Genomic DNA, 24926 nt, shown 5'->3' on the forward strand with positions numbered 1-24926 from the left:
AAAACCGCTCAGTAACTGCGCCAGCCCGACACATCCGCTGTACACGCCGGGTTCAGAGTAGGCCCTCAGACACCACTACTTCGAGAGGGCAAACACATGCGACGCCAACTGATCCTCACCGCTGCGGCGGTTCTCGTTTCGATGACCAGCCTCGTTCACGCGGCTGAACCGCAACCGGCCGCGAAAAACTGGCAACAAGGCCTCAGCCGTACCGACCTGGTGCGCCAGGACCTCGGTGCAGCGGAGCGCGAGGTGATCCAGGCCCGCGTCGACTTCGAGCCGGGCGTGACCTCGCCACGGCACGCGCATCCCGGCGTGGAAGTGGCCTACGTCATCAGTGGCACGTTCGAATATCAACTCGAAGGTCGCGCGCCGGTCACGTTGAAGGTCGGGGATTCGCTGTTCATCCCTGAAGGCGTGGCGCATATCGCCAAGAATGTCGGTCAGGAGAAGGGCTCGGAGCTGGCGACGTACATCGTCAAGAAGGGTGAACCTGTGTTGATCCTCAAGCCGTAATTGCCCTGTGCAAAATAGCCATAGGCCTGCCACTGCGGCAGGCCTTTTTTTGTGCCGATCTAATTGTTGATCGGGTGCTTTTTCTTGTCGCTGTCCGAGCCGCTGGACGTCGCGTCATCCTTCTCCGTCGCGCTGGCGTCGGCGCCGGCGTTGCCACCGGAGGCTTCTTCACCTTTCTTGTCGGCTTTTTCCTCTTTGGTTTCCGTGCCGGCCTGATTGACACCCGGAATGGCGGTAGGCGGGACGGCGGATGATTTGTCAGCGGCCAGGGTCGACAGCGAACAGACCGCCAGAAGGCTCGCGAGGGTAAGGGAGGCAAATGTCTTGTTCATTGTTTGAGTCTTCCGTGCGAGGGATGTACAGCGTTGGAAGAACGCTGGCGGTAAAGGTGCCTGGCGGGAGACGAGTGGCCATTTCAGAGTGTTGCGAGATATTTGCCGGCACGACGGTTGCGCTTGAGCTTCTACACTGTCTGATCTACGAACCGGCCCACAGGGCGTTCATGACTCGGTAAACGAGGCAGGCTGTTCCCAGCGATATCGACGACCTGGTCGGCATCGACGCCTTCGCCGGCCGCGATGTCCGCGGTCGGGAGCGGATGGCCAGGGCGGATTTTCCTCAAGTTTTCTGAAGGTCGGAGCAGCAGGACATGAGCGTAAAACGAATGGACAACGTGCTGATCGTTGTCGACGATCTCGAAGCGGTGAAGGCGTTCTTCATTGAGTTGGGCCTCGAACTCGAGGGGCAGACCACGGTGGAAGGCTCCGCCATCGGAAGTCTGATTGGACTGGGCGACGTCAAGGCCACCCTGGCCATGTTGCGCACGCCAGACGGGCAGGGTGTTGAACTGGACAAGTTCCAACGCCCCGATGCCGTCAGGTACGGCCCTGTAGACACGCCTGTAAACGCCCTCGGCCTGCGCCGCGTCATGTTTTCCGTCGATGATCTCGATGCGCTGGTGGCGCGGATGCAGGCGTACGGCGCACAACTGATCGGCCGCATGCAATACCAGGAAGCCTACCGACTCGCCTACATCCGCGGGCCCGAGGGCATCATCGTCGGCCTGGCCGAGCAGCTCGGCTAGCCGTAAGCAGCAGTGGGCGCGGGCAAAACTGCGCGCAGAATATCGCCGGCAATCGGCAGATGCCCGGGGCAAAGGCTCAGGCTGCAGCACTCCTTGCACAACCCTCTACAGTTGAAGGGAAGGTCGCAGGATTGTCCTGCAGCGAATTCAGAGAGGTTCGTGGCGATGTCCCAGACCCGGCGCAACTTGCTTTGGCACGGCATGCTGCTGTTCTTCCTCGGCCTCTGCACGGGACTGCTCGAGCAACAATTCAGCAACCCGCGGATGGGGCTCGCGGCGCATCTCGAAGGCGTGATGAATGGCATCCTGCTGCTGGTGATCGGCGCGATATGGGCGGACGTGCCACTGTCCTTGCGCACCAAGGCAATTGCCTACTGGGCCACTCTGTACGGTGCTTATGCGAACTGGGCGGTGACCCTTCTGGCGGCGCTGTTCGCGACCTCGGCGATGTCACCGGTGACCGGCGCGGGTCATGCTGCTGCGCCTTGGCAGGAGCGTCTGGTGACGCTGGGCTTCGTCAGCGTCGGGGTTGCCATCCTGGTTGCCGCGCTGCTGATGCTCTGGGGGTTGCGCGAAAACCCTGATATTTGAACGTCAGTCTGCCTGCGTCAACGACGGCTGATCCTTCCTGGCTGTCAGTGGCCATTCGTCAGCCCGTTCGGGCAACCCTCCTTGACAGCTCCATCGTGCGGGGAAATACTGCCGACCATATTCATATATATGACTAGATAACAATGTGAATAAAGTCGATGAATACGCTCTCCAGTGACGAACGTCTGCCGCTCTACCAACGTCTGCGCGATCACCTCGTCGAGCAGATCGCCAACAATCGCTGGCGTCCCGGCGAGGCCATTCCCACCGAGGCTGCGCTTTGCGCCGAATACCAATTGTCCACCGGCACCGTGCGCAAGGCGGTGGATGCGCTGGTCAGCGAGGGCATTCTCGAACGTCAACAAGGCCGTGGCACGTTCATCCGCCGGCCACAATTCCAGTCATCGCTGTTTCGCTTCTTTCGCTTTCAAACCGCTGCCGGCGAGCGCCAGGTGCCGGAGAGTCGCATCCTCTCGATCGAGCCTGTGAATGCCCCCTCGGCAGTCGCCCATGCGCTGGGCTTGCCTGCCGAAGCGCCGGTCATCCGCATGGTCCGCGTGCGACTGCTCGACGTCGCGCCGGTGCTCGCCGAAGAAATCTGGCTGCCGCGCGAGCGTTTCCAGGCGCTGCTGGATATCGATCTCGCGGAAAAGGGGCCGCTGCTGTATCCGATCTACGAAGAAGTCTGTGGCCAGGTGGTTGCCTATGCGCAAGAAACGCTCACGGCCGAATCGGTGAATGACGTGCATGCGCGATTGCTGCAGGTGCCGGTCAATAGCCCGGTGGTGGTGATCGAGCGACTGGCGCGCGACTACGCCGGTACGCCTTTGGAATGGCGGCGCTCGCGCGGGCATGCGGAGCATTTCCGCTACAGCGTGGAAATTCGCTGACCCAGCCGCCTTAACCACGGTTTGGTGGCGATCCGATCGCCGCCGGTTTTCTGATGGCTTGCCAAAACTGGCCCTGTAGCGGTGCGGTTCGCTCTCGGCTGCCTTACGTTCGACTTATAAGGATAAGAATCATGTTCAGCTGGTATCGCCAAGTCACTCCTCGCGAGCGCAAAACGTTTTGGGCCTGCTTTGGTGGCTGGTCCCTCGACGCACTGGAAGTACAGATGTTTGGCCTGGCGATTCCGGCATTGATCGCCGCGTTCGCCTTGACCAAGGGTGATGCCGGGTTGATCAGCGGTGTCACACTGGTCACTTCGGCCATTGGCGGCTGGGTCGGCGGGACGTTGTCCGACCGCTATGGCCGGGTCCGCACGCTGCAATGGATGATCGTGTGGTTTTCCTTCTTCACCTTTTTGTCTGCGTTTGTCAGCGGGTTTCATCAACTGCTGATCGTCAAGGCACTGCAGGGCTTCGGCATTGGCGGGGAGTGGGCAGCCGGCGCGGTGTTGATGGCTGAGACCATCAATCCGAAATACCGTGGCAAGGTGATGGGCACGGTGCAGAGCGCCTGGGCTGTGGGTTGGGGCCTGGCGGTTGGCGTGTTTGCGCTGATTTATTCCTTCGTTCCGCAAGACATGGCCTGGCGCGTGATGTTCATCGTTGGTCTGCTGCCGTCCTTCCTGATCATCTGGGTGCGACGCAATGTTGAAGAGCCGGACAGCTTCCAGCGCCTGCAGAAAGACCACGTTATCCCGAAAAGCTTCTTCAAATCCCTGGCCGGCATCTTCCGCCCCGAGCTGATCCGCGTGACGCTGTTCGGCGGCTTGCTGGGGCTGGGCGCGCACGGTGGTTACCACGCCGTGATGACCTGGCTGCCGACGTTCCTGAAAACCGAGCGCAACCTGTCGGTGCTGAACTCGGGCGGCTATCTGGCGGTGATCATCTTCGCCTTCTGGTGTGGTTGTGTCGTCAGCGGCCTGTTGATCGACCGCATCGGCCGGCGCAAAAACATCGTACTGTTTGCCCTGTGCTGCGTCGTCACCGTGCAGTGCTATGTGTTCCTGCCGCTGAGCAATACGCAGATGCTGTTCCTCGGCTTCCCGCTGGGTTTCTTCGCGGCGGGTATTCCGGCGAGTCTCGGCGCACTGTTCAACGAGCTGTACCCGGCGGACGTGCGCGGCGCCGGTGTCGGTTTCTGCTACAACTTCGGCCGCGTGCTCTCGGCGGTGTTCCCTTTCCTGGTCGGCCATATGAGCGACTCCATGTCACTGGGTTCGGCCATCGGCATCGACGCCGGGATCGCCTATGGCGTTGCCGTGGTCGCTGCACTGTGTCTGCCGGAAACCCGTGGGCGTGTTCTCGAAGCCACACCGGCTTCGACGCCCGCCGCGGTGGGCGGGAACGAGCGCGCGCGGGCCTGATGACCTTACCTTCGAAAGATGAAAGCCATGCCTGATACCTGTTCAACGCCGATTACCGGCATCGATTGCCATGCGCACGTGTTCAGCCGTGAGCTGAACCTGGCCGCTGCGCGGCGTTATACCCCTGGCTATGACGCCACACTTGCGCAGTATCTGGACCAGTTGCAAGTCCACGGTTTAAGCCACGGAGTGTTGGTGCAGCCGAGTTTTCTCGGCACCGACAACGGCTACCTGCTGGCTGCTTTGCGGCAGGCGCCGGCGCGGTTGCGCGGCGTAGTGGTGGTGGACCGCGACATCAGCCGCCTGCAGCTCAACGACATGGCCCGGTTGGGGGTCGTGGGTGTTCGTCTGAATCTCATGGGCAAAGCCTTGCCTGACTTTGGCGATGGCACCTGGCAAGCGTTTTTCAGGCACATCGCCGAGCTGGACTGGCATGTGGAACTGCATCGCCAGGTCGAGGATTTGCCGGGTCTGCTGCGCCAGTTGCTGCCATTCGGGATCAGAATCGTCATCGACCATTTCGGCCGTGCGGATGCGCGCCTTGGCGTCGACCAGCCAGGGTTCTTACCGATGCTCGAGCTGGCGGCGAGCGGCCAGGTCTGGATGAAGGTGTCCGGTATCTACCGCCTGGCGGGGACTGCGCAACAGAACCTGCAATTCGCTCGCACGGCATTGCCCCTGCTGGAGCGCAGCCTGGGCGCACAGCGTCTGGTCTGGGGCAGCGACTGGCCGCACACCCAGCACGAAGATCGCGTGGGCTTCGCGACGGTGATGGAGCAGTTGCAAGCGCTGGAGTGTTCGCCTCAGCTGATGCGCTCGTTGCTGATCGAGTCGCCGCAAGCGCTGTTCGGAATCAACCCAAGCGCGCAATAGCGTCTACAGTGCCAGAAGCATCCATTTGCGAGAGGACGTCATGTTCAATATTCGCTTTCTCCTGGCATCGTTTACCTGCCTGACGTTGGCTGTGGGTTCAACTGCCGCACTGGCCGATCCGGGCAACGGCAAAGGGCAGGGCAACGGCAAGGGTGGCCCGTCGAACAATCACGTGCACGGGAACCAGAACGGCAAGGGCCACGGCTCCGGTTCGGACAACTCGGATCGCGCTCCGGTGATTGACCGAGGCGGCGTCCTGGGCGTTCTCGACGGTTATAGAAACTACTGGAGTCCTGCGCCTGCGCTTCCTCCCGGCATTCAGAAAAACCTGGCCCGGGGAAAACCGTTGCCGCCCGGCATCGCCAAGAAGCTGGATGGTCGCCTGGTCGGCAGGCTCCCGCACTATGACGGTTACGAATGGCAGCAAGCGGGTACCGACTTGATACTGGTCGCCATCGCTACAGGCTTGATCTACGAGATTCTCGACGGTGCCTTTGATTGACAGGTTGCAGTCGGGGCTGGCCTTCCTTGTGTGTGAAAAAGACTGAGCCCGGCAGTGTGCCGGGCTCGATCTTTATTGTCTTCGCTCTAGGTGATGCAGCAATGAAAAGCCGGGCACCGGCCTGACGTACAGGGAGCGTTTCAGCGCGAGTTCATCTCTTTCGCCGGGTGTGCCGACGACCTTTCCTTGCGCCGCCGCAACCAACTGATCAGTGCATGCACGGGATGCAGGAAGGCGACCAGCCCGCCCAGCAGCAGGATGATGAAGAGGGTAATCAGCGGGAAGCTTTCGTGCGAGAACATGGTGGGGTACTCCTGTAGTCACTATGTCGGAACCCGCAGCCTAGACGCTTGGAATCAGGTTTTCGATGAACGTATGTTCATCAGGCAATGGCTGAAATGTGCTAATGCCGAGCGCGCCGGCATGGCGTCGCGCCCGGACGATTTCAGCAAATCCCACGGGGGTGTCCCGCTCAGGTGTGAAACGGGTAGTCGACGTAACCGCGCTGATCACCGCCGAAAAAGCTGGTCGGATCCGGGGTGTTGAGCGCCAGGCCATCGTGCAGCCTGCGTGGCAGGTCAGGGTTGGCCAGGAACGGCCGGCCAAAGGCAATGATGTCTGCGCGACCCGCGTTCAGTGCCTGTTCGGCGGACTCGGCGTCATAGCCGCCAGCGAGGATCAGCACGCCGTTCCAGGTGTCGCGCAACTGGGCGATGATCGCGTCCCAGCGCGGGTCGAAGTCCTCGTCCTTGACCGTGCCGACCATCGCCGGCTCGACCAGGTGCAGGTACGCCAGGTTCCACTGATTGAGCGCGGCCACCAGGTAGCCGAACGTGGCTTGCGGTGTGTCATCGCCCATGCCCATGAAGCGTCCCATCGGCGTCAGGCGCACGCCGACGCGCTCGGCGCCGACTTCGTCAGCGACCGCCGCCACCACTTCCAGCAGAAAGCGCGCGCGATTCTCGACGCTGCCGCCGTAGCGGTCGTCGCGCTGGTTGCTGTTGCTGTTGAGAAACTGATCAAGCAGGTAACCGTTGCCGGCATGAATCTCCACACCGTCCATGCCGGCCTTCAGCGCATTGCGCGCAGCCTTGCGGTAATCCTCGACAATGGCGGCGATTTCCGCCGTTTCGAGGGCGCGCGGTACGGGCACATCGCCCCACACGCCGTTGCCGTTTTCATCGACGATAAAAGTCTTGCCGGGCACCGGCAGGGCGCTGGGGGCGACCGGCAGACCCGCGTCGGGTTGAAAGCTTGGGTGCGACACCCGACCGACATGCCACAGCTGCAGGAAGATCAGGCCGCCAGCGTCGTGCACCGCCGTGCTGACCTCGCGCCAGGCCTGCACTTGCTGCTCGCTGTAGATGCCTGGTGTCCATGCGTAACCCTGGCCCTGGCGGGAAATCTGCGTGGCTTCGCTGATGATCAGCGCGGCGCTGGCGCGTTGACGGTAATACTCGGCATTCATGGCGGTCGGGACATCGCCCGGCTGGCCGGCGCGCGAACGGGTCAACGGCGCCATCGCCACGCGATGTGCCAGTGTGTAAGGGCCCAGTGCAATGGGTTGGAACAGGCGACGGGTCATAGGTAACTCCAGAGGTCGAATCATCAGGTTCAAGTGCGGCAGCAGTGCGCCGCACGTCGTGGAGGTAACTTAACCGGGCTCGGTCGGGGTGATAATCCGTGACGGGCGCTACGCTGTTTTGCGCGCCACGCAATGGGCGCCGGTGCCCATCTGCGATGAACACCGGCGTGGCTCAGGCGGGTTGCAGGGAGCGAGTCAACGGCAGGTTCATCCAGCGCTGGCCGGTGGCATTGGCGACCGCGTTGCCGAGGGCGGCGGCCATCGGGCCCTGGACGATTTCGGCCGCGCCGAGGAAGGGCTGGCCGGGTTGGTCGAGCAAATGCACATCGACTTTTCCAGGCAATTGCGTGAAGCGCAGGATCGGGTAGCCGCTCCAGTCGTAGCTGCGAATGCCCCCGGCGTCGTAGGCGACTTTTTCGAACAGCGTCCAGCTCGCGGACTGCACGATGCCGCCTTCGACCTGGTTGCGCAGCCCATCGGGACTGACGATCTGGCCGACGTCCACCGCCGTCACCACATGATCGATGCGTATCTCGCCGGTTTGCGGATGCACCTGCAGCCTGACCGCGATGGCGCAGTAACCCATGATGTTTTTATAGCGGGCGAAGGCGAAACCGAGGCCCGCGCCGGGCTCGCTGCTTTTCTGCGGCCAGCCGCTGGCATCACGCACGCGCTCGATGACCGCCCGCGCACGCGGATCGCGCAGATGCTGCAGGCGCAACGCCACCGGGTCGATGCCGGCCCTGATCGCCAACTCATCGATACTCGCTTCGATGGCGAAGATGTTGATGTGCGCGCCGAGCGAACGCATGGCCGATGTGCGGAAGGGCATCTGGGTGACGAAATTCATGTTGATCCGCGTCGAGGCCAGGTCATACAGCGGCACTGCATTGCGATCGCCGTCGCCTTCGGGCTGGGCGATGGGCACCGAGGGTGCCGAGGCGAAGGGCCGTGCCAGCAGACGCGCCGGCAGCAGGCGACCGGCGTTGACGATTCGCTCGTTGTGCGGGGTCGTCCATAACTCGTAGGTCCAATCCTGCAAGCGGCCCTGCGTGAGGCCCGCGTCCACTTCACTGACCATGGCCGAACTGTAGGGCTCCCACAGATTTTCCTGTTCGCGCATCCACTGCAGGCGAATCGGCGTGCCGGGCAGGCGCATCGCAATCAATGCCGCATCGGCGGCAGCATCATCGGCGCCGTTGTGCCCGTAACAACCTGAACCTTCGGTGTGAATACAGCGCACGCGCTCCGGTGGCAGGTGGAGCATTTCGGCGATACCGGCGCGCAGTGGGTAGACGCCCTGCGTGTGGGTCCACACGGTAAGTACGCCGTCCTGGAACCACGCCACCGCACACGACGGGCCAATGGAGCCATGCATCAGATACTGCTTGGTCGCCCGCCCGCGAAAACGCGTGTCTGCGCCATTGCCCGGGTTGCCGTTGTTGCTGATCGGGTACGTTCGCGAGGGCAGGCGCTTGAGCAAGGCGTGGATGTCGGCGGCTTCCGGGATCGCCGCGCCGCCGCTCCATTTTGCGCTGTCGCTGGCGCTGCGCATGGCCTTGATCGCTTGCCACTCATCGCGGGCGACCACGGCCAGGTAGTTGCCGTCGCGGATCACCTTGACCACACCGGCAAGCGCCTCAATGGTCGCGCCATCGAATGCCTCCAGCGTGCAGCCCGGACGTGGCGGGCGGATCACCCGCGCATGCAACATGCCCGGCAGGCGCATGTCCTGGACGAACGCCGCGCCGCCGCTGACTTTCGCCGGAATGTCCAGGCGCGGCAGCGAATGCCCGATGAGTTTGAAGTCGTTGGCGGCCATCACGGGCGAGCGGGCCTTGGCGTATTGATGCACATCGACGCTCTGCACCGCGTCGGCGTAGCTCATGCGTTGCCCGGCCGGGCCTTCGATCACACCGTCACGCGTGCTCAGCAGCGCCGGAGCGACCTGCCAGCTGCGCGCTGCGCCGTCGATCAACATCTCGCGCACTTGTGCGGCGGCGTTGAACAGCGCGGTACCGCTGTCGAAGATGCTGTGGCTGCCGGCGGTGTAGCCTTCGTTGGGAGTCAGCGCCGTGTCGGCGCTGAGCAGGTTGATCGCCGTCGCCGGCACTTGCAGGCGCTCGGCGGCAATCTGCAGCAGCGCGGTTTTCACCCCGGTGCCCAGTTCGACCTTGCCGGTGTACACGGTGATCCCCTGCGCGTCGATGCGAATCCAGGCATCCAGATAGGGATTGGTGCGCAGGCTGCCGGGAAGGTCGGGAGCCAGCACCAGGGTGCCGAGCGTGTCGACCTCGCTGTCGGCCAGCGCCTGGCGCGCCACCGGCAACAAGGTGAACGCCATCAGTAACGCGCCACCACGCAGGAACGCCCGGCGGCCGGGATTGAAGTCAAGATCGTTGCTCATGTCAGGCTCCCTTTGCGGTCGGCGACCTGCTTGATCGCTTCGATGATGCGCAGGTGCGTGCCACAGCGGCACAGATTGCCGGCCATGTACTCGCGAATGGTTTGCTCATCCGGGTGCGGGTTGCGTTCGAGCAGCGATTGCGCGCGCATCAGCATGCCGGCGATGCAGTAGCCGCATTGCGCCGCCTGTTTGTCGATGAAGGCCGTTTGCAGCGGGCCGGGGTTTGCCGCGCTGCCCAGGCCTTCGACCGTGCGAATGCGTTTGCCTTCGAGTCCGGCGCAGGGCGTCAGGCAGGCGAATACCGGTTGGTCATCGACAATGACCGTGCAGGCGCCGCATTGGCCCAGGCCACAGCCGTACTTCGCACCGTTCAGGCCCAGATGATTGCGCAGGGCATACAGCAGCGGCATGTCCGGTTCCAGGTCCAGCGGTTGCGCTGATCCGTTGACGTTGAGGGTGATCTGGCTCATTGGCTGTCCTGGCGTAGTGCTTCAAGCGTGGAGGAAAGGTCGGTCCATGGCTGGTCGGGCCGGGCCTGATGGCGCAGATAGGCGGCGAGCGCGGCGAGTTGCGCGTGGTCGAGACTGGCGGCAAACGCCGGCATGACCGGGCCGGGTGAACCGGGTGTTGCCGGCAGACCTTCAAGCACGGTCTTGAGGAAATTGCGCGAGCTGGCGGCGTGCAGCGCCGAGGTCCGCTCCAGCGGTGGCCGCCCGTCGATCTGCCGCATCGGCGCAGCGGGACCATGACAGCCGGCGCAGGCGCTGGCGAAGAGCAGGGCGCCACTGGTTTGCGTCGCGGCATCGAGCGTTGCCGTGTTCGGCATCGTCTCGGTCACCGCCTGCGGGCCTTCGAGGCTCAGCAGGTATTCGCTGATGGCCGCGGCGTCGCTGACCGGCAATCGCGCCAGACTCAGGCTGACCGGGCGCATCGGGCCCGCCGGCGTGCCATGGCCATCGACCACCTCGGCACGCAGGTAGCCCAGCAATTGCTCGCGGCTCCATGGGTTGGCGCGCTGTCCCATGCCGACCAGCGAAGGGGCCTGCCAACCATCGACGCTGCCGCCCTGCAGGTAGTGCGCGGACTTTTCCGCGCCAATCAGGTTCAGCGGCGAATGACAGCCTGCGCAGTGCCCCGGCCCATCGACCAGATAGCGCCCGCGATTCCATGCCTCGCTGCGCTGCGTGTCGGGTTGCATTGGCTCACCGTGCAGAAACAGCAGATTCCAGAACGCTACCAACGGGCGAATGTTCATCGGGAAATTCATCCGGTTCTGCTCGGGCGGCGCCTGCACGGCAGGGCCGCTCATCAGGTAGGCGTAGGCGTCGGCGATGTCTGCATCACTCATGCGCCGATAGTGCACGTAGGGGAACGCCGGGTAGAGGAAGTGTCCATCGCGGGCGATGCCCTGACGCATCGCCCGTTCGAACGCCGGCAAAGACCATTGGCCGATACCGGTCTGGGCGTCCGGCGTGATGTTGGTACTGAACAGGGTGCCGAAGGGCGTTACCAGCGGCAGTCCGCCGGCCAGGTAGTGGCCGCCGGGGCGCGTGTGACAGACCGCGCAATCGCCGGCCTCGACCACTCGCGCGCCGCGTTGCAGCTGGGCGGTCGTGAAGCCGCTCGGGCGCTCGATCGGGGCAATCGGCGCTCGCCACATCAGCAGCACGGCGCCGATCAGGCCGATAACGCCAAGCAGCGCCACGCTGCGCCATAACGTTGAGGATTTCAGCCAGTGGCCGTTCATGAGTGTGGGCAACGCGCGGCAGACGATGGCGTGATTGATGGGATGCGAGGCATGAGAAAGCTCCTTGAGACACTCGGGGACAAGCGCCCATTCGGACTGCAGCGCCAGGTGTCCCCAGCGTAGAGAAGACGCCCGCTGCGGAGAATCACCGGCCCACGCAACAGCGCGTTGCGTCGCAAGCAACAGCCGCGACGTTGCGCGGCACGCATCACTGCGTTGCCCGTGGCACGGATTCTCTGCGGGGAGCGGCGCCCTTAGCCTTGGCCCAGGTTTTTCCAACTCAACGAGGTGTCATCATGCTCACGGGCAATCCTGCAACGACGGCCAAGGCCGAGCAGCCTGCATCACTTTCCGCCCTGATGGTCGCGTTCCTGGCGTTTTGCTGTGGCGCGGTTGTGGCCAATCTCTACTACGCGCAGCCCATCGTCGAATTGATTGCGCCACAGGTCGGCCTGTCGAGCAGCAACGCCAGCCTGATCGTGTCGCTGACGCAGTTCGGTTACGCCCTGGGCCTGTTATTGCTGGTGCCGCTGGCTGACCTGATGGAAAACCGGCGGCTGGTGGTGGGCTTCACGCTGGCGGCGAGTGTCACGCTGCTGGGCGCCGGCCTGACGCACTCACCGTCGCTGTTCCTGGTGTTGTCCCTGCTGATCGGCCTGACGTCGGTGGCGGTGCAGATCCTCGTGCCGCTGGCGGCGCACCTGGCGCCGGAAGCCAGCCGTGGCCGTGTTGTCGGCAACATCATGAGCGGCCTGCTGCTGGGGATTCTGCTGTCGCGTCCATTGTCGAGCCTGCTGGTGGACGTGTTTGGCTGGCGCGGGGTGTTTTTCAGCGCGGCGGCATTGATGGCGGTCATCGCCCTGGTCACCGCGATGGCGCTGCCGCGTCGGGTGCCGACGCATAACGCCACGTATGTCGCGTTGATCGCTTCCGTGTTCGCCCTGGCCCGGCGCTATCCGGTACTGCGGCAGCGCTCGCTGTACCAAGGCTTGTTGTTCGCCAGTTTCAGCCTGTTCTGGACCCTCGCGCCGATCGAGCTGATGCGTCATCACGGGTTCACCCAGGCGCAGGTGGCGATCTTCGCGCTGGTGGGGGCGGTGGGTGCCATCGCGGCGCCGATTGCCGGGCGCCTCGCGGATGCCGGGCATGGCCGGCGTGGCACTCTGGTCGCGTTGCTGTTGGCGCCGCTGTCGCTGTTGATCGCCGCGTTGCCGGGCAGTGGTTACGTCTGGCTGGTGGTGTGTGCGGTGCTGCTGGATTTCGCCGTGCAACTGAACATGGTGCTGGGCCAGCGTGAGGTGTACGCCCTCGATCCACACAGTCGCGCACGCCTGAATGCGGTGTACATGACCAGCATCTTCGTCGGCGGTGCCGCCGGTTCGCTGCTGGCCAGCCCGCTGTACGAGCAGTTTGGCTGGAACCTGTCGGCTGTCGCGGTGGCGTTGCTGCCGGCGCTCGCCCTGGCCCTGTTTCTGAGTCGCAAGGCCGATGAATGAGCACGGCTCCAGCACCGGCAAGCACGTCAGTACAAGACGGCGGGGAAACAGTGATGCACAATCGTCAGCGTTTCCCTTCGACCGGACCCCACTTATGGATAAGTTGCTGGCACTGAAAATGTTTGTTGAAACCGTGCGCTGCGGGGGCTACTCCTCGGCGGCACGCAAGCTCGGGATTTCGACGTCTTCGGTGACACGGCAAGTGGCGGGTCTGGAACACGAGCTGGGCGCGAGCCTGCTCAATCGTACAACGCGCAATACCAGCGTGACCGTCGCCGGCCAGACCTATTTCGAGAAGGCCGTGGCGATTCTCGACGCCATCGACGAAGCCGATGCCGTGGTCGCCGACCGTGGCAGTGACGCGCAAGGGCGGCTGCGCATCAGCGTGCCGGTGGAGTTCGGTCGCCGACTGATTGCACCGCACCTGAGCCGTTTGCTCGCGCGCCACCCGGGGCTGGAGATCAGTCTTTCGCTGAGTGATCAGGTCAGTGACCTGCTCAGCGAGCAGATCGATGTGTCGGTCCGTCTCGGCTCGACGGTGGTCAGCGAGGATATCGTCAGCAAGCGGGTCGGCGAGTTCCAGCGCTGGGTGGTAGCCAGTCCGGATTATCTGGCCCGCAGCGCGGCGCTGGACCATCCACGGGATTTGCTCGAGCACCAATGCCTGCGATTCGACTATGGCGGCACGCACCAGCACTGGACCTTCCAGAGTGACGCCGAGCCCATTCAGCTCAACGTCCAGGGGCGCCTGCAAAGCAATAACGCCGACATCCTGCGCGAAGCGGCCATCGGCGGCGGCGGGGTAACGCTGCTGGCCGACTGGCTGGTGCGCGACGATGTGGCCAGCGGCCGGTTGACGCGCTTGCTCGAGCATTACCAGGTCAATCCCGGCAGTGCCAGCAGTTGCATCAATGCGCTGTACTTGCCCAATCACCGCGGTTCCAGCCGGATCAATGTGTTTATCGATTTCCTCGTGGAAATCCTCAATCCTGCCGCGGCCACGCCTGCGGCGTAAGCCGCGTCGTCGGGTCAGGCCGTGACATTGGCCGCCGGCAGATGAACTTCACGGGCACTGCGTCCCGCCAGCCACGCCAGCACAGACGCGGCCACCAGTACCACGGCGCTGAGTTCGAAGGTGGCCTGGTAACCGCTCAGGTCAAACATCAGGCCGCCGACGATTGCGCCGCCAGCGATGGCGAGCTGGACGATGGCCACCAGCAGGCCGCCGCCGGCTTCGGCATCCTCCGGCAGTGTTTGTGCCAGCCATGTCCACCAGCCGACCGGAGCTGCCGTCGCGACCAGCCCCCAGAGGCCGAGCAGTACCGCGGTGAGCAGGGGCGAAGCGCCGAAGTTCACCAGCGCCAACGCGATAGCCGCCATCAGCAGGGGGATCACCGTCAGAGTGCGGTAGAGGCCGCTGCCGATGAACCGCTCAATCAGAAAGGTCCCGATAAAACCTGCCACTCCCAGCCCCAGCAGCATCAACGACAGTGTTGAAACGCTGACACCCGTCACGCCCTCCAGAAAGGGCCGCAAATAGGTGAACAGCATGAACTGCCCCATGAAAAACACGCTGACGGCGATCATGCCCAGCGCGACGGGCAACTGCTTCATCAAGCGCAGCACGTTGCCGCTCTTCGGCTTGGGTTCGGCCTTGAAGGACGGCAGACTGATCAACAGCCACAGGGCGGCAAGCGCGGCCACCGGCACAACACAGAAAAAGGCCCCGCGCCAGCCGATCAGCGCGCCGAGAAAGCTGCCTGCCGGCGCCGCGATCACCGTCGCCAGTGCGTTGCCGCCATTGACGATGGCCAGTGCCCGGGAGACTTGCTGCGGTGCGACCAGGCGCATGGCGGTCGCCGCCGACAATGACCAGAAACCGCCGATGGCGATGCCGATCAGCGCGCGTCCGAACATGAATGAAGGGTAGCCAGGCGCGAACGCGACGAGGGTGCCGGAGACCACCATCAGCAGCGTCAGCGACAGCAGCAGTTTCTTGCGTTCGATGCGCGCAGCGAGCGCCGCAATCAGCAGGCTAGTGATCAAGGCAAATGCCCCGGAGACCGAAATGCCCTGACCTGCCTGGCCTTCGCTGATATGCAGCTCGGCCGCGATGGGGGTGAGCAGGCTGACGGGCATGAACTCCGATGCAACCAGGGCGAATGCGGCCAACGACATGGCCAGCACGGCGCTCCAGCCGCGTTTTTCTGCAGAAAGAACAGTCATGGCAACTACCTGTGAGGCGAATAGCGAGTGGGTGTGGTGCGCAGGGGGTGAAGCGTTTGTCGCGGGGCAGACGGCGCCGAAGGTTTTGCCTCCGGCGCTGGCAAAGCAGTCGATCTATTCTCGCGAACGATCGGCTTTTGCCCTAGTTCAATCCTCCTGAATGATTGCCTGATCCTCCGAGGATGCACGGCTATCAGCAGTCAACGCCTGCACAACGCGAGCAGCAGGCGCGCCTGCCGCCGATCACTGCGGTCGGCAAAAGGCAGGCGTTGCAGCCACTGCTTGTTATTGTCGCGTTGCCGCCAAACAGATCATGGTCGACGGCATGCTCGTGACGACTGGCGCGGGGCAGGAATAGAACAGTCTGGTGCAAAACGCTCACAATCATCTGGCGAGTCAGGCCTACGACAGCGCCGTCACGCGGATGAGCGAGCATGCCTACATGCCGATGCTGCAAACCGCGGAATGGGTAGCGCGGCGTTATGAGATCAGTCGGTGCGCGCAGGATGCGTACGCGCTGCAGTCTCAGCAGCGCACAGCGGCCGCTCAGGCGGCTGGCCTGTTCGCCGATAAAGTCGTGCCGGTGACCACGCGCAAGCGGGTGGTCGACAAGGCGAGCGGGGCGGTCAGCTATGAGGAGGTCACGCTGACTCAGGATGAAGGCAATCGACCCGCGACGGTAATCGCGGACCTGCAACGGCTCCAGCCCGTCATCGACGGCGGTAGTGTCACCGCCGGCAATGCCAGCCAGCTATCGGACGGCGCCAGTGCGTGCGTATTGGTCGAGGACAGCCTGGCGGCGCGTTTGGCAAGTGCGCCGCTGGGACTCTATCGCGGCATCGTAGTTGCCGGCGTGGCACCCGAGGAAATGGGCCTGGGACCGCTTTTGGCGGTTCCAAAGCTGTTGCGTCAGCAGGGTTTGAGTGTCGATGACATCGGCTTGTGGGAGATAAACGAGGCGTTTGCCTGCCAGGTCTTGTATTGCGCCGAACGATTGGGAATCGACCCCGCACGGTTGAACGTCAACGGCGGTGCAATTGCCATCGGCCATCCTTACGGGATGAGCGGGGCGCGCATGGTCGGCCACGCCTTGCTGGAAGGCAGAAGGCGCGGGGTCAAATACGTCGTGGTCTCAATGTGTGTGGGAGGAGGGATGGGCGCCGCGGGGTTGTTCGAAGTCATTCAATAGAATGCCGCTGACGGAAAAATCTTCAATTGATTGCGCCGCTTTCCGACCGCCAGATAAGACAAAGCCCTGAGTGATCAGGGCTTTTTCGTACATGAGATGGCGAAAGCGCTGGGGACGGCTGATGGAATTGCCCAGCCAGGGTAGCCTTGGCAGCCAGGACAGACAGACGCTCTTTCTGCATTCAAGGAGATACATGCCCAATGGTGAAGCCGGTTTTTTTCGGACTGCTTGCGTTTTTCGTGATTTTGGCGCTGTTCGCGATTGTGATAGGCAGCCACACCCCAGCTGGAGCTATGGCTGTTGGCGAGCCGGGATGGCGAGAACAGCATGACCAACTGATCGCAATTTCCACGGTCAAGCTGCTTACAGTAGCGGGTTGGTTCGTGTCTTCGCTCTGCGGCGGGTTGGTCGCTGGTCTTCTCGCTGGTGGCCGATGCTTGCGAGCATCGGCCTACCTGGGCGGCATCATCATTTTGCTCTGGGCGGTACCGAGCTCCATCATTCTTGGCGCCGCTATCGGTTGGGTACATATGGCCTCAATAGCCGCAGTAATTGTCGGATCGACTACAGGCGGTGTGCTTGCGAGGTACTTTCGCAAAGCGTAACCACACCACATGTCCTGGACTCGCCAAAGCGTGGCGTGACTTCACTGGTCAGCTTTCGCTGAGCATCATGCTGAGTCGAGTTTGGCAACAGTAGCAGCGTGATGAAGATGATTGCGTGAAGTGGGCGGTTCATTATCGATTTCCTGTAGTGGGGAGAACTCGATACCCATTATCTGGATCGATAAGAACCGTTCCACTCAACCCATGCACTTTACTCATCGCCCATGGACGCATTGACGGCGACGGCGGGAATTGGCCGTGTAGCCCAGTACTACTCTCAGGGTTCCCAAGCCAACAGGCAATCACGCCTCTGCCGTCGTAACACTCAGGCCCGACAAGATAGCCGAGCGCTGCAATCAATAATGTGAGAACGATGATCCGCTTCATGGTTTGCTCCAGATAAGGTGGAGTAACCAGTGAGCCATGAGAGAAAAATCTTTTGGGCTCAATCTGACCCTGTTACGGGGTCGGACTAGGGATGTCCCGATCAATTGCGCCATTGGATTTGTCGGTGGCCGTTTATGTTCAGCCGACTCGTGAGGTCTAGGACAGGCTCCGCAGGGAGATACACGCCGGGCCCGGTAAGCGCATGCCCCGTCTAGTTGGAATGCAGGCATCAGGGGCCGGCGGTGGAATGTTATTCCGAGCCGCCGGCAATGAGCGTGGTCATTCTACGATGCAGATCCAGCGGTGGTTGTGCCTGTAGGGCGCGCGAGTGAAATGCACATCTGCCACCAGATTCATGCCTCGCTCCTGGAGCGCTTCGGTCAGTTGTACGAGTGTCTCTGCCTGGATAGTCATTGCTGTCACCTCGTCAGATTTACTGCGTTCATCATTCTTGACCGAGGAGGCAGGTCGCTAATTCATTTTTTCTACTTGGGCGATTGGCTCGATACGCACCGCAGAGCCGGTGGTCGAAAAATTGCGAGAAGGTGAAAGTCAGCCAGATGGCCGCAATGTGATCCTGTTTTTTTTATTGGATCTGAGGCTGTTTTTACCGACTCAACGCTCTATAGAGTGCTTGTCCGAGGCACTAGTGGACAGTGATCGACCGCCATTATTTCTGGCTCTCTGAAGACCGGACGACTCGAGAGTCTTCAGGAATCACCATGAATACCCGTCCGAGCTTTGCCAGCAAGACTGTCCCCGAGTCGCAACGTGACATTCTCGGCATGATCGCGACCGACCAGCATCTGGGCGACGTACTCTGTGCCATCTGCCGGATGCTCGACACACAATCCCCCGAAACCCTCTGCTCTATCCTGCTCACGGATGCCGAGGGTAAACACTTGCTCAATGGCGCAGCACCTGGCCTGCCGCTCGAATACAGCGACGCGATCGATGGCATGGCCATTGGCCCGCAAGCAGGAACCTGCGGCACCGCAGCGTTCCGACGTGAGCTTGTGGTCACCGAAGACATCGCCCAGGACCCGAATTGGGAGCATTTCCGCAGCCTGGCGCTGGGACATAACCTGCGTTCCTGTTGGTCAGTGCCTTTGCTCTCCCATCAAGGAACCGTGTTGGGTACATTTGCCCTGTATAAGAATCGCGCCCACGTGCCGGACGAGACGCAGATCCACCAACTGGCCATTGCCGCCCAACTGGCGGTCATTGCGATCCGCCATGAACGTGACGGCCGGCGACTGGAGGAAAGCGAACAACGTTTCCGCTCATTGTTCACCTATAATCCCAACCCGGTGTTCGCCCTCGATCTGGCCGGCAACATCCAGAGCGTGAATCCTGCAGGCCTGAAGCTCAAGCCGCACACGGCGACCAATTTCATTGGTCATCACTTTTCCCATCTGGTGCTCGCTGAAGACCTGCAACGGGTCAGTCAGCATTTTTGCGCAGCCCGCGCCGGAGCGCCTCAGCGTTTCGAGGCACAGCTGCGCGACGAAAGTGGGCAACTGTTGACCATGGATATTTCCAACCTGCCCATCATGGTCAACGGAGAGATCGTCGGTGTATTTGGCATTGCCCGGGACATCAGCGAGCAGAAACATTTCGAGCGCCAGTTGAGCTTCAATGCCAGTCATGACCGGCTGACCGGGTTGCTTAACCGTGTTTCGCTTGAAGAGCGGCTGATTCTGGATTGCCACATCAGTCGTCGGCGCAAGCGTCGTCTGGCGGTAATGTGCATTGATCTGGATGGATTCAAATCCATCAACGATTCGATCGGGCATTACTTCGGCGATCAGGTGCTGATCGAAGTGGCGCAACGTATGACCCAGCAGGTGCGCCCCGGGGACACCATTGTGCGCATGGGCGGTGACGAATTCATCGTGTTGCTGCCGGACCTGCTGCGTGATGAGGACGTTGTACCGGTGGCCGAGCGCCTGATGGCCAGCATTGCCAGACCCTACTGCATCCAGGGCATTGACCTGCATGTGAGTGCAAGTATCGGCATCACACTGAGCGATGGTCATATCGAGCAGCCGATGCAACTGATCCAGCAAGCTGACATGGCCATGTACAAAGCCAAGCAACAAGGGCGCAACAACTTTCAGTGGTACACCCGCGACCTCAATCAGCGTGTCTGCGAGCACGCGAGCCTGCGTAACGACCTGCAAAAGGCGATCGAAACCCAGGCGTTCCAGCTGCATTATCAACCGCAGATGGACGCGCGCACGGGGCGGGTGGTCGGGATCGAAGCGCTGCTGCGCTGGGAGCATCCTGAAAAAGGATTTATCTCGCCCGCAGTGTTTGTGCCGGTGGCAGAGGACAGTGGGCAGATCATCCCGCTGAGCCTTTGGGTGCTCGATACGGCCTGCGCTCAATTGCGCCTGCTGGGCGAGCAGGGTATGAGGGGTATTTCGATGGCGGTGAATATTTCGCCGATGCATTTTCAGCGTGGACGGTTCGTCGAGTCTATCCAGACAGTGCTGAGCAAGCACGGCCTAAGCGCCGGCCAGTTGGAACTGGAGATTACCGAGTCGCTTTTGCTGCATAACGTTGAACAGGCGATCGACACGTTACACCGGCTCAAGGCACTCGGAGTGTGCATTGCGCTGGATGATTTCGGCACCGGTTTTTCCAGCCTCAGTTACCTCAAGCGTTTGCCCATCGACAAGATCAAGATCGACCGCTCCTTCATCCAGGAAATTGCCACCGACCGTCACGATGCAGCAATCACCCAAGGCATTATTTCGATGGCCCATCACCTTGGCCTGACGGTGGTCGCCGAAGGTGTGGAAACCACCTCGCAAGTGGATTTTCTCAAGGGCATTGGCTGCGATATTTTTCAGGGGTATTACTTTGCCAAACCGATGCCCTTTGCCGAGCTCGAAGCTTTCTTGAGCCATCAGGCTTCTGCATCGCTGACCGGCAAGACTGTCGGGATCCACTGCTGAAAATCAGACGTTAAGGTAAATTTTCAGACTCCAACGCAGAACTCCCTCTCCCCAGGCAAGGCGCTTCCTGCGCCTTTCTCACACACTCGGCTCTAACGCTATCGCGCTGCATAACAACAAGAGCCGCGAAAAAATGACTAGTTTCCAACCTGCTACCGAAAATCAGACCGGCCACATCGGCGCCCGTCAGGCCCGTGTCGAGGACGCCGCATTGTTGCGCGGTCTCGGCTGCTATGCCGATGACGCTGCGATCCCTCCGGGAACGCTGCACGCGGCGATCATCCGTTCACCCCACGCTCATGCGCGGATCACCTCGGTGGACTTTTCCAAAGCGCTGCTGATGAAAGGCGTGCACGGCGTACTGGTCGGCGAAGACGTCAAACGCTGGGCGCTGCCGTTTCCGGTGGGTGTGCGTCAGCCGATGGAGCACTGGTGCGTCGCCGTGGACAAGGTGCGCTATGTCGGAGAGCCGGTGGCCGTGGTGATCGCTGACAACCGCTATCTGGCGGAGGACGCCATCGAGGGGGTGCGCGTTGAGTACGAGCCGCTGCCCCCGGTCATCGATCCTGAACTGGCCACTGCCGAGCAGGCGCCGATCCTGCACGAAGCCGTCGGCAGCAACGTGGTCAACGAACGGCGCTTTCGTTATGGCGAGCCGGAGCAGGCGTTCGAGCAGGCGCCGCACAAAGTCTCGCTCAAAGTGAAGTTTCCGCGCAGTTCCTGCACACCCATCGAATGCTATGTAGTGCTCGCTCAGTACGAGCGCGCCACCGGCATTTATGACGTGCTAGCCAATTTTCAGGGCCCCTATGCGTTGCACACGGTCATGGCCCGGGCACTGAATGTGCCCGGCAACCGCTTGCGTTTGCGCACACCGAAAGATTCCGGCGGCAGCTTTGGCATCAAGCAAGGGGTTTTCCCTTACGTGGTGATGATGGGTCTGGCGTCACGCAAGGTCGGCGCACCGGTGAAGTGGGTCGAGGACCGTCTGGAACATTTGCAGGGGGCTTCCTCGGCGACCAATCGGGTGACCGAAATTGAAGCGGCGGTGGAAGCGGATGGCCGCATCACCGCTTTGCGTTATGACCAGATCGACGATTGTGGTGCCTACCTGAGAGCGCCTGAACCGGCGACGTTCTACCGCATGCACGGCAACCTGACGGGCGCCTACGCGATCCGCAATTTGCAAGTGCGCAACCGAGTGGTGCTGACCAACAAAACCCCTTCCGGCCTGAACCGTGGTTTTGGTGGCCCACAGGTGTATTTCGCCCTGGAGCGTCTGCTGCAACACATCGCCGTGCAGTTGAAGCTTGATCCGTTGGACGTGATCCGCCGCAACCTGGTGCCGGCCGATGCCTTCCCTTATCGCGCGGCCGCCGGTGCGTTGCTCGATTCCGGCAATTACCAGGCAGGCATTGCCTTGGCGGCGGCTGACGGTGGACTCGACGAGTTGCTAAAACGTCGTGATCAGGCGCGTGCCGAAGGCCGGATCTACGGCATCGGTTATGCCGCCGTCATCGAGCCTTCGATTTCCAACATGGGATACATCACCACCGCGATGACACCCGAAGAGCGGCGCAAGGCCGGTCCGAAAAACGGCGCTGTCGCAACCGCCACCATCAACGTCGGCCCGTTGGGTGACGTCAGTGTGCACGTGTCCTCGGCACCGCAAGGGCAGGGCCATCAAACCACCGTCGCTCAGGTCGTCGCGGAAGTGCTTGGGGTTGCGCTGGAATCCATCGTGGTCAACGTCGAGCTGGACACCCAGAAGGACGCCTGGTCGATTGCCTCGGGCAACTATTCCAGCCGCTTCGCCGGCGCTGTGGCCGGTGCCGTCTACAAGGCGGCGCTGAAGATCCGCGATCGCCTCGCCGCGATTGCCGCCGAGCAATTGCAGGCCAGTCCCGAAGATATTGGTTTCGCCGGTGGCAAGATTTTTGTGGTCAATGGCGGGGCGGTGGCGCCATTCCATCGGATTGCTGGTGCGACCCACTGGTCGCCGGGCCTGCTGCCGGAAGGTGAAAGTGGCGGACTGCGCGAAACCGCCTTCTGGAGCCCGCCGCAATTGGTGGCCCCGGACGACCAGGATCAGGTCAACAGCTCGCTGTGCTACGGCTTTGTCTTCGACATCTGTGGTCTGGAAATCGACCGCATGACCGGCGAGATCCACATCGATCGCTACATCACCTGCCATGACGCCGGCCGCCTGCTCAACCCGGCGCTGGTCGATGGCCAGATTCGTGGTGGCTTCACCCAGGGCCTGGGCGCGGCGCTGATGGAAGAGTTCGCCTATGGCGAGGACGGCAGCTTCCTCTCCGGGACCTTCGCCGATTATCTGGTGCCGACCGCACCGGAAGTGATCGAACCTGTGATTTTGCACATGGAAACGCCATCGCCATTCACCCCACTGGGCGCCAAGGGTGTGGGCGAGGGCAACAATATGAGCACGCCGGTGTGCATCGCCAACGCGGTGGCCGACGCCCTTGGCCGCTCGGACATCCGTCTGCCACTGACGCCATCGAGAGTACGCACGCTCATCGGGATCGACGAGCCGCCACGGCCCGCCGGTATGGAGCCCGATGAAAACCTGGACACGGCCGCTGCCGGTGGACCGGCACTGCGGGCCAACGACTCGGTGGTGATTCCTGCTGCGCCGCAACAGGTCTTCGAGACCTTGCTCGACCCGCAGACGCTGGCGGCAATCATTCCCGGTTGCCACGACCTCGTGCTTGAAGGCGAAAACCGTTACCGCGCAGACGTCACCGTCGGCGTCGGCATGATCCGTGCGCGCTTCGAGGCCAAGGTTGCCCTGAGTGATCTGGACCCGCCGCATTCATTGCGTCTATCCGGTTCCGGCAGCAGCTCGATGGGTTCGGCCCAGGGTCAGGCCAAGGTGCGTTTCGTCCAACTGGAAAATGGCCACACACGTCTGGAATACCAATACCAGGTGGCGGTCAGCGGCAAAGTCGCTGCGGTCGGCGGCCGAATGTTGCAAGGGGCCTCGAAAGTGATCATCGGACAAATCTTTACTCGCCTGTCGCAACGGGTCAGCGGCCAAGCCATCTCCACCGGCTGGTGGGCGCGACTGCGGGCCTCGCTTGGCGCGCTGTTTGGCAAGGGAGGTGCGCAATGAAACCGGCTGCTTTCGATTACGTTCGGGCTGACACCCGTCGTCAGGTGGTTGAGTTGCTCGCCGAGTACGGCCAGGACGCTCGCATCATCGCCGGTGGCCAATCGCTGATGGCGGTGCTGAACATGCGCCTGGCTCAACCCAAGTTGCTGATCGACATCAATCATGTGGCTGAACTGGCCTATATCGAACTGCGCAAGGATTGCCTGGCGGTAGGTGCCGGGGTACGACAGGCGCAGTTGCTGGCGCGTTCGACCCTGATGGACGAGGTGCCTTTATTGGCACTGGCGATGCCCTGGATCGGTCACTTCCAGACGCGTAATCGCGGCACAGTCTGCGGTTCGGTGGCTCACGCCGACCCCAGCGCCGAGTTGCCGCTGTGCCTGGTGACGCTGGGTGGCGACATCGTTCTGGAGTCGAAAAAAGGCAAGCGCATCGTCAAGGCTGCCGACTTCTTCCAAGGCATTCTCACCACCGACAAGCGTCCAGATGAACTGGTCGTCGAGGTGCGTTTTCCACTCAAGCGCGAGGGCATCACCTATCGCTTCCGCGAAATCGCCATGCGCCACGGCGACTTTGCAATTGTCTCCCTGGCCGCGGCCATCGGCGCGGACCAGGTCGAACTCGGCATCGGCGGGGTCGCTGACCGTCCGCAACGTCGCAGTCTGCCTCGTGGTGCGGCGCTGCCGGACGCGCTCAATCAAACCGCCTGGTCGCTCGATGCACAAGACGACGTGCAGGCCAGCGCTGCCTATCGCCGCCAACTAATTCGCGAGCTGGGTCATCAGCTGATCGAAGGAGTCTGAACATGCGTGTAACTGCCGACCAAACCTTTCCGATTCGCCTGGAACTCAATGGCCGCTCCCGCGAAGCCCTGGCTGAACCGCGAACCCAACTCTGCGACTTCCTGCGCCACGACCTCGGTGCCACCGGTGTCCATGTCGGATGCGAACACGGTGTCTGCGGTGCCTGCACGGTGCTGGTGGACGGAGTCGCGATGCGTTCCTGCCTGATGCTCGCGGTACAGGGGCACGAGCGGCGTATCGAGACCGTCGAGTCCTTGGCCGACGACGACACACTGAGCGACCTGCAACAAGCCTTTCGCCGTCATCACGCCTTGCAGTGCGGCTTTTGCACTGCGGGCATTCTCATGTCCTGCGTGGATTTCCTGGAACGGGTACCCAACCCGGACGAGACCCAGGTACGCGACATGCTTTCGGGGCATCTATGTCGCTGCACGGGCTACACCGGCATCGTCCAAGCCGTGCTCGAAGTCGCTGCCCAGCGCCAAACGAACGAAGGGGTATAACAACA

Annotated in this window: 21 protein-coding genes and 1 pseudogene; 15 read left to right on the forward strand and 7 right to left on the reverse strand. The window is 62.1% G+C overall.

Annotated elements, in window-relative coordinates; translation table 11 throughout:
• Positions 1 to 96: 96 nt before the first annotated feature.
• Positions 97 to 516, forward strand: coding sequence for a cupin domain-containing protein (locus QRN70_RS00720; protein ID WP_285415305.1), 420 nt, complete (start codon positions 97 to 99; stop codon positions 514 to 516).
• Positions 517 to 575: 59 nt separating this feature from the next.
• Here the strand turns inward: QRN70_RS00720 and QRN70_RS00725 are convergent, their stop codons facing one another.
• Positions 576 to 848 carry a hypothetical protein gene (locus QRN70_RS00725; RefSeq protein WP_285415307.1) on the reverse strand — a complete coding sequence of 91 codons (273 nt, stop codon included), beginning with the start codon at positions 846 to 848 and terminating at the stop codon, positions 576 to 578.
• Positions 849 to 1165: 317 nt separating this feature from the next.
• Here QRN70_RS00725 and QRN70_RS00730 point away from each other — a divergent pair, with 317 nt between their 5' ends.
• From QRN70_RS00730 to QRN70_RS00755, 6 genes are all read left to right on the forward strand, one after another.
• Positions 1166 to 1600 carry a VOC family protein gene (locus QRN70_RS00730; RefSeq protein ID WP_285415309.1) on the forward strand — a complete coding sequence of 145 codons (435 nt, stop codon included), beginning with the start codon at positions 1166 to 1168 and terminating at the stop codon, positions 1598 to 1600.
• A gap of 165 nt (positions 1601 to 1765) precedes the next feature.
• Entirely contained in the window at positions 1766 to 2191 is a 426-nt protein-coding gene (locus QRN70_RS00735) for a styrene oxide isomerase (protein WP_285415311.1), read from the forward strand.
• A 158-nt stretch (positions 2192 to 2349) separates the two neighbouring features.
• Entirely contained in the window at positions 2350 to 3081 is a 732-nt protein-coding gene (locus QRN70_RS00740; RefSeq protein ID WP_285415313.1) for a GntR family transcriptional regulator, read from the forward strand.
• A gap of 131 nt (positions 3082 to 3212) precedes the next feature.
• Positions 3213 to 4502, forward strand: coding sequence for an MFS transporter (locus tag QRN70_RS00745; protein ID WP_285415315.1), 1290 nt, complete (start codon positions 3213 to 3215; stop codon positions 4500 to 4502).
• 27 nt (positions 4503 to 4529) lie between these two features.
• On the forward strand, positions 4530 to 5375 hold the full coding sequence (locus QRN70_RS00750) for an amidohydrolase family protein (protein WP_285415317.1): 846 nt from the start codon (positions 4530 to 4532) through the stop codon (positions 5373 to 5375).
• A gap of 40 nt (positions 5376 to 5415) precedes the next feature.
• A complete protein-coding gene (locus tag QRN70_RS00755; protein ID WP_285415320.1) occupies positions 5416 to 5877 on the forward strand; it encodes an anti-virulence regulator CigR family protein in 462 nt (153 codons plus the stop codon).
• Positions 5878 to 6017: 140 nt separating this feature from the next.
• On the opposite strand, the gene QRN70_RS00760 is transcribed toward QRN70_RS00755, so the two are convergent.
• The 5 genes from QRN70_RS00760 to QRN70_RS00780 form a co-directional block, all read right to left on the reverse strand.
• The gene (locus QRN70_RS00760) at positions 6018 to 6179 is read right to left on the reverse strand and encodes a hypothetical protein (RefSeq protein WP_285415322.1); all 162 of its coding nucleotides are present in this window, start codon (positions 6177 to 6179) and stop codon (positions 6018 to 6020) included.
• A gap of 170 nt (positions 6180 to 6349) precedes the next feature.
• Positions 6350 to 7462 (reverse strand): alkene reductase, encoded by a 1113-nt coding sequence (locus QRN70_RS00765; protein ID WP_285415324.1) that lies wholly within the window; start codon positions 7460 to 7462, stop codon positions 6350 to 6352.
• Between the two features lie 172 nt (positions 7463 to 7634).
• Positions 7635 to 9869 carry a xanthine dehydrogenase family protein molybdopterin-binding subunit gene (locus tag QRN70_RS00770; RefSeq protein WP_285415326.1) on the reverse strand — a complete coding sequence of 745 codons (2235 nt, stop codon included), beginning with the start codon at positions 9867 to 9869 and terminating at the stop codon, positions 7635 to 7637.
• Positions 9866 to 10339 carry a (2Fe-2S)-binding protein gene (locus tag QRN70_RS00775; protein WP_285415328.1) on the reverse strand — a complete coding sequence of 158 codons (474 nt, stop codon included), beginning with the start codon at positions 10337 to 10339 and terminating at the stop codon, positions 9866 to 9868. The genes QRN70_RS00770 and QRN70_RS00775 overlap by 4 nt, the downstream gene beginning before the upstream one ends.
• Positions 10336 to 11616, reverse strand: coding sequence for a cytochrome c (locus QRN70_RS00780; protein ID WP_285415329.1), 1281 nt, complete (start codon positions 11614 to 11616; stop codon positions 10336 to 10338). The genes QRN70_RS00775 and QRN70_RS00780 overlap by 4 nt, the downstream gene beginning before the upstream one ends.
• A 296-nt stretch (positions 11617 to 11912) precedes the next feature.
• On the opposite strand from QRN70_RS00780, the gene QRN70_RS00785 reads away from it, so the two are divergent.
• Positions 11913 to 13112, forward strand: coding sequence for an MFS transporter (locus tag QRN70_RS00785; protein ID WP_285415330.1), 1200 nt, complete (start codon positions 11913 to 11915; stop codon positions 13110 to 13112).
• 94 nt (positions 13113 to 13206) lie between these two features.
• Entirely contained in the window at positions 13207 to 14127 is a 921-nt protein-coding gene (locus QRN70_RS00790; protein ID WP_285415331.1) for a LysR family transcriptional regulator, read from the forward strand.
• Between the two features lie 14 nt (positions 14128 to 14141).
• Here QRN70_RS00790 and QRN70_RS00795 read toward each other — a convergent pair whose 3' ends face one another.
• The gene (locus QRN70_RS00795; RefSeq protein WP_285415332.1) at positions 14142 to 15338 is read right to left on the reverse strand and encodes an MFS transporter; all 1197 of its coding nucleotides are present in this window, start codon (positions 15336 to 15338) and stop codon (positions 14142 to 14144) included.
• A 295-nt stretch (positions 15339 to 15633) separates the two neighbouring features.
• On the opposite strand from QRN70_RS00795, the pseudogene QRN70_RS00800 reads away from it, so the two are divergent.
• From QRN70_RS00800 to QRN70_RS00825, 6 genes and pseudogenes are all read left to right on the forward strand, one after another.
• A pseudogene (locus QRN70_RS00800) lies at positions 15634 to 16527 on the forward strand (acetyl-CoA C-acyltransferase); the annotation flags it as partial.
• A 200-nt stretch (positions 16528 to 16727) separates the two neighbouring features.
• Positions 16728 to 17132 carry a hypothetical protein gene (locus QRN70_RS00805; RefSeq protein WP_285415333.1) on the forward strand — a complete coding sequence of 135 codons (405 nt, stop codon included), beginning with the start codon at positions 16728 to 16730 and terminating at the stop codon, positions 17130 to 17132.
• Positions 17133 to 18241: 1109 nt separating this feature from the next.
• A complete protein-coding gene (locus QRN70_RS00810; RefSeq protein ID WP_285417973.1) occupies positions 18242 to 20482 on the forward strand; it encodes a putative bifunctional diguanylate cyclase/phosphodiesterase in 2241 nt (746 codons plus the stop codon).
• A 133-nt stretch (positions 20483 to 20615) separates the two neighbouring features.
• Positions 20616 to 23615 (forward strand): xanthine dehydrogenase family protein molybdopterin-binding subunit, encoded by a 3000-nt coding sequence (locus QRN70_RS00815; protein ID WP_285415334.1) that lies wholly within the window; start codon positions 20616 to 20618, stop codon positions 23613 to 23615.
• A complete protein-coding gene (locus tag QRN70_RS00820; protein WP_285415335.1) occupies positions 23612 to 24418 on the forward strand; it encodes an FAD binding domain-containing protein in 807 nt (268 codons plus the stop codon). Before QRN70_RS00815 ends, QRN70_RS00820 begins: the two co-directional genes overlap by 4 nt.
• A gap of 2 nt (positions 24419 to 24420) precedes the next feature.
• Positions 24421 to 24921 carry a (2Fe-2S)-binding protein gene (locus QRN70_RS00825; protein WP_064596717.1) on the forward strand — a complete coding sequence of 167 codons (501 nt, stop codon included), beginning with the start codon at positions 24421 to 24423 and terminating at the stop codon, positions 24919 to 24921.
• Positions 24922 to 24926 lie beyond the last annotated feature (5 nt).

This window comes from Pseudomonas sp. efr-133-TYG-5, from assembly GCF_030209175.1.
Classification (GTDB): domain Bacteria; phylum Pseudomonadota; class Gammaproteobacteria; order Pseudomonadales; family Pseudomonadaceae; genus Aquipseudomonas.

What these genes read in the sequence shown, in the direction of transcription:
- QRN70_RS00775 (WP_285415328.1), bottom strand. Translation starts at nt 10,339, where the DNA reads ATGAGCCAGATCACCCTCAACGTCAACGGATCAGCGCAACCGCTGGAC.
- QRN70_RS00730 (WP_285415309.1), top strand. Translation starts at nt 1,166, where the DNA reads ATGAGCGTAAAACGAATGGACAACGTGCTGATCGTTGTCGACGATCTC.
- QRN70_RS00790 (WP_285415331.1), top strand. Translation starts at nt 13,207, where the DNA reads ATGGATAAGTTGCTGGCACTGAAAATGTTTGTTGAAACCGTGCGCTGC.
- QRN70_RS00820 (WP_285415335.1), top strand. Translation starts at nt 23,612, where the DNA reads ATGAAACCGGCTGCTTTCGATTACGTTCGGGCTGACACCCGTCGTCAG.
- QRN70_RS00785 (WP_285415330.1), top strand. Translation starts at nt 11,913, where the DNA reads ATGCTCACGGGCAATCCTGCAACGACGGCCAAGGCCGAGCAGCCTGCA.
- QRN70_RS00810 (WP_285417973.1), top strand. Translation starts at nt 18,242, where the DNA reads ATGAATACCCGTCCGAGCTTTGCCAGCAAGACTGTCCCCGAGTCGCAA.
- QRN70_RS00745 (WP_285415315.1), top strand. Translation starts at nt 3,213, where the DNA reads ATGTTCAGCTGGTATCGCCAAGTCACTCCTCGCGAGCGCAAAACGTTT.
- QRN70_RS00760 (WP_285415322.1), bottom strand. Translation starts at nt 6,179, where the DNA reads ATGTTCTCGCACGAAAGCTTCCCGCTGATTACCCTCTTCATCATCCTG.
- QRN70_RS00780 (WP_285415329.1), bottom strand. Translation starts at nt 11,616, where the DNA reads ATGAACGGCCACTGGCTGAAATCCTCAACGTTATGGCGCAGCGTGGCG.
- QRN70_RS00735 (WP_285415311.1), top strand. Translation starts at nt 1,766, where the DNA reads ATGTCCCAGACCCGGCGCAACTTGCTTTGGCACGGCATGCTGCTGTTC.
- QRN70_RS00805 (WP_285415333.1), top strand. Translation starts at nt 16,728, where the DNA reads ATGGTGAAGCCGGTTTTTTTCGGACTGCTTGCGTTTTTCGTGATTTTG.
- QRN70_RS00750 (WP_285415317.1), top strand. Translation starts at nt 4,530, where the DNA reads ATGCCTGATACCTGTTCAACGCCGATTACCGGCATCGATTGCCATGCG.
- QRN70_RS00815 (WP_285415334.1), top strand. Translation starts at nt 20,616, where the DNA reads ATGACTAGTTTCCAACCTGCTACCGAAAATCAGACCGGCCACATCGGC.
- QRN70_RS00755 (WP_285415320.1), top strand. Translation starts at nt 5,416, where the DNA reads ATGTTCAATATTCGCTTTCTCCTGGCATCGTTTACCTGCCTGACGTTG.
- QRN70_RS00765 (WP_285415324.1), bottom strand. Translation starts at nt 7,462, where the DNA reads ATGACCCGTCGCCTGTTCCAACCCATTGCACTGGGCCCTTACACACTG.
- QRN70_RS00720 (WP_285415305.1), top strand. Translation starts at nt 97, where the DNA reads ATGCGACGCCAACTGATCCTCACCGCTGCGGCGGTTCTCGTTTCGATG.
- QRN70_RS00795 (WP_285415332.1), bottom strand. Translation starts at nt 15,338, where the DNA reads ATGACTGTTCTTTCTGCAGAAAAACGCGGCTGGAGCGCCGTGCTGGCC.
- QRN70_RS00740 (WP_285415313.1), top strand. Translation starts at nt 2,350, where the DNA reads ATGAATACGCTCTCCAGTGACGAACGTCTGCCGCTCTACCAACGTCTG.
- QRN70_RS00725 (WP_285415307.1), bottom strand. Translation starts at nt 848, where the DNA reads ATGAACAAGACATTTGCCTCCCTTACCCTCGCGAGCCTTCTGGCGGTC.
- QRN70_RS00825 (WP_064596717.1), top strand. Translation starts at nt 24,421, where the DNA reads ATGCGTGTAACTGCCGACCAAACCTTTCCGATTCGCCTGGAACTCAAT.
- QRN70_RS00770 (WP_285415326.1), bottom strand. Translation starts at nt 9,869, where the DNA reads ATGAGCAACGATCTTGACTTCAATCCCGGCCGCCGGGCGTTCCTGCGT.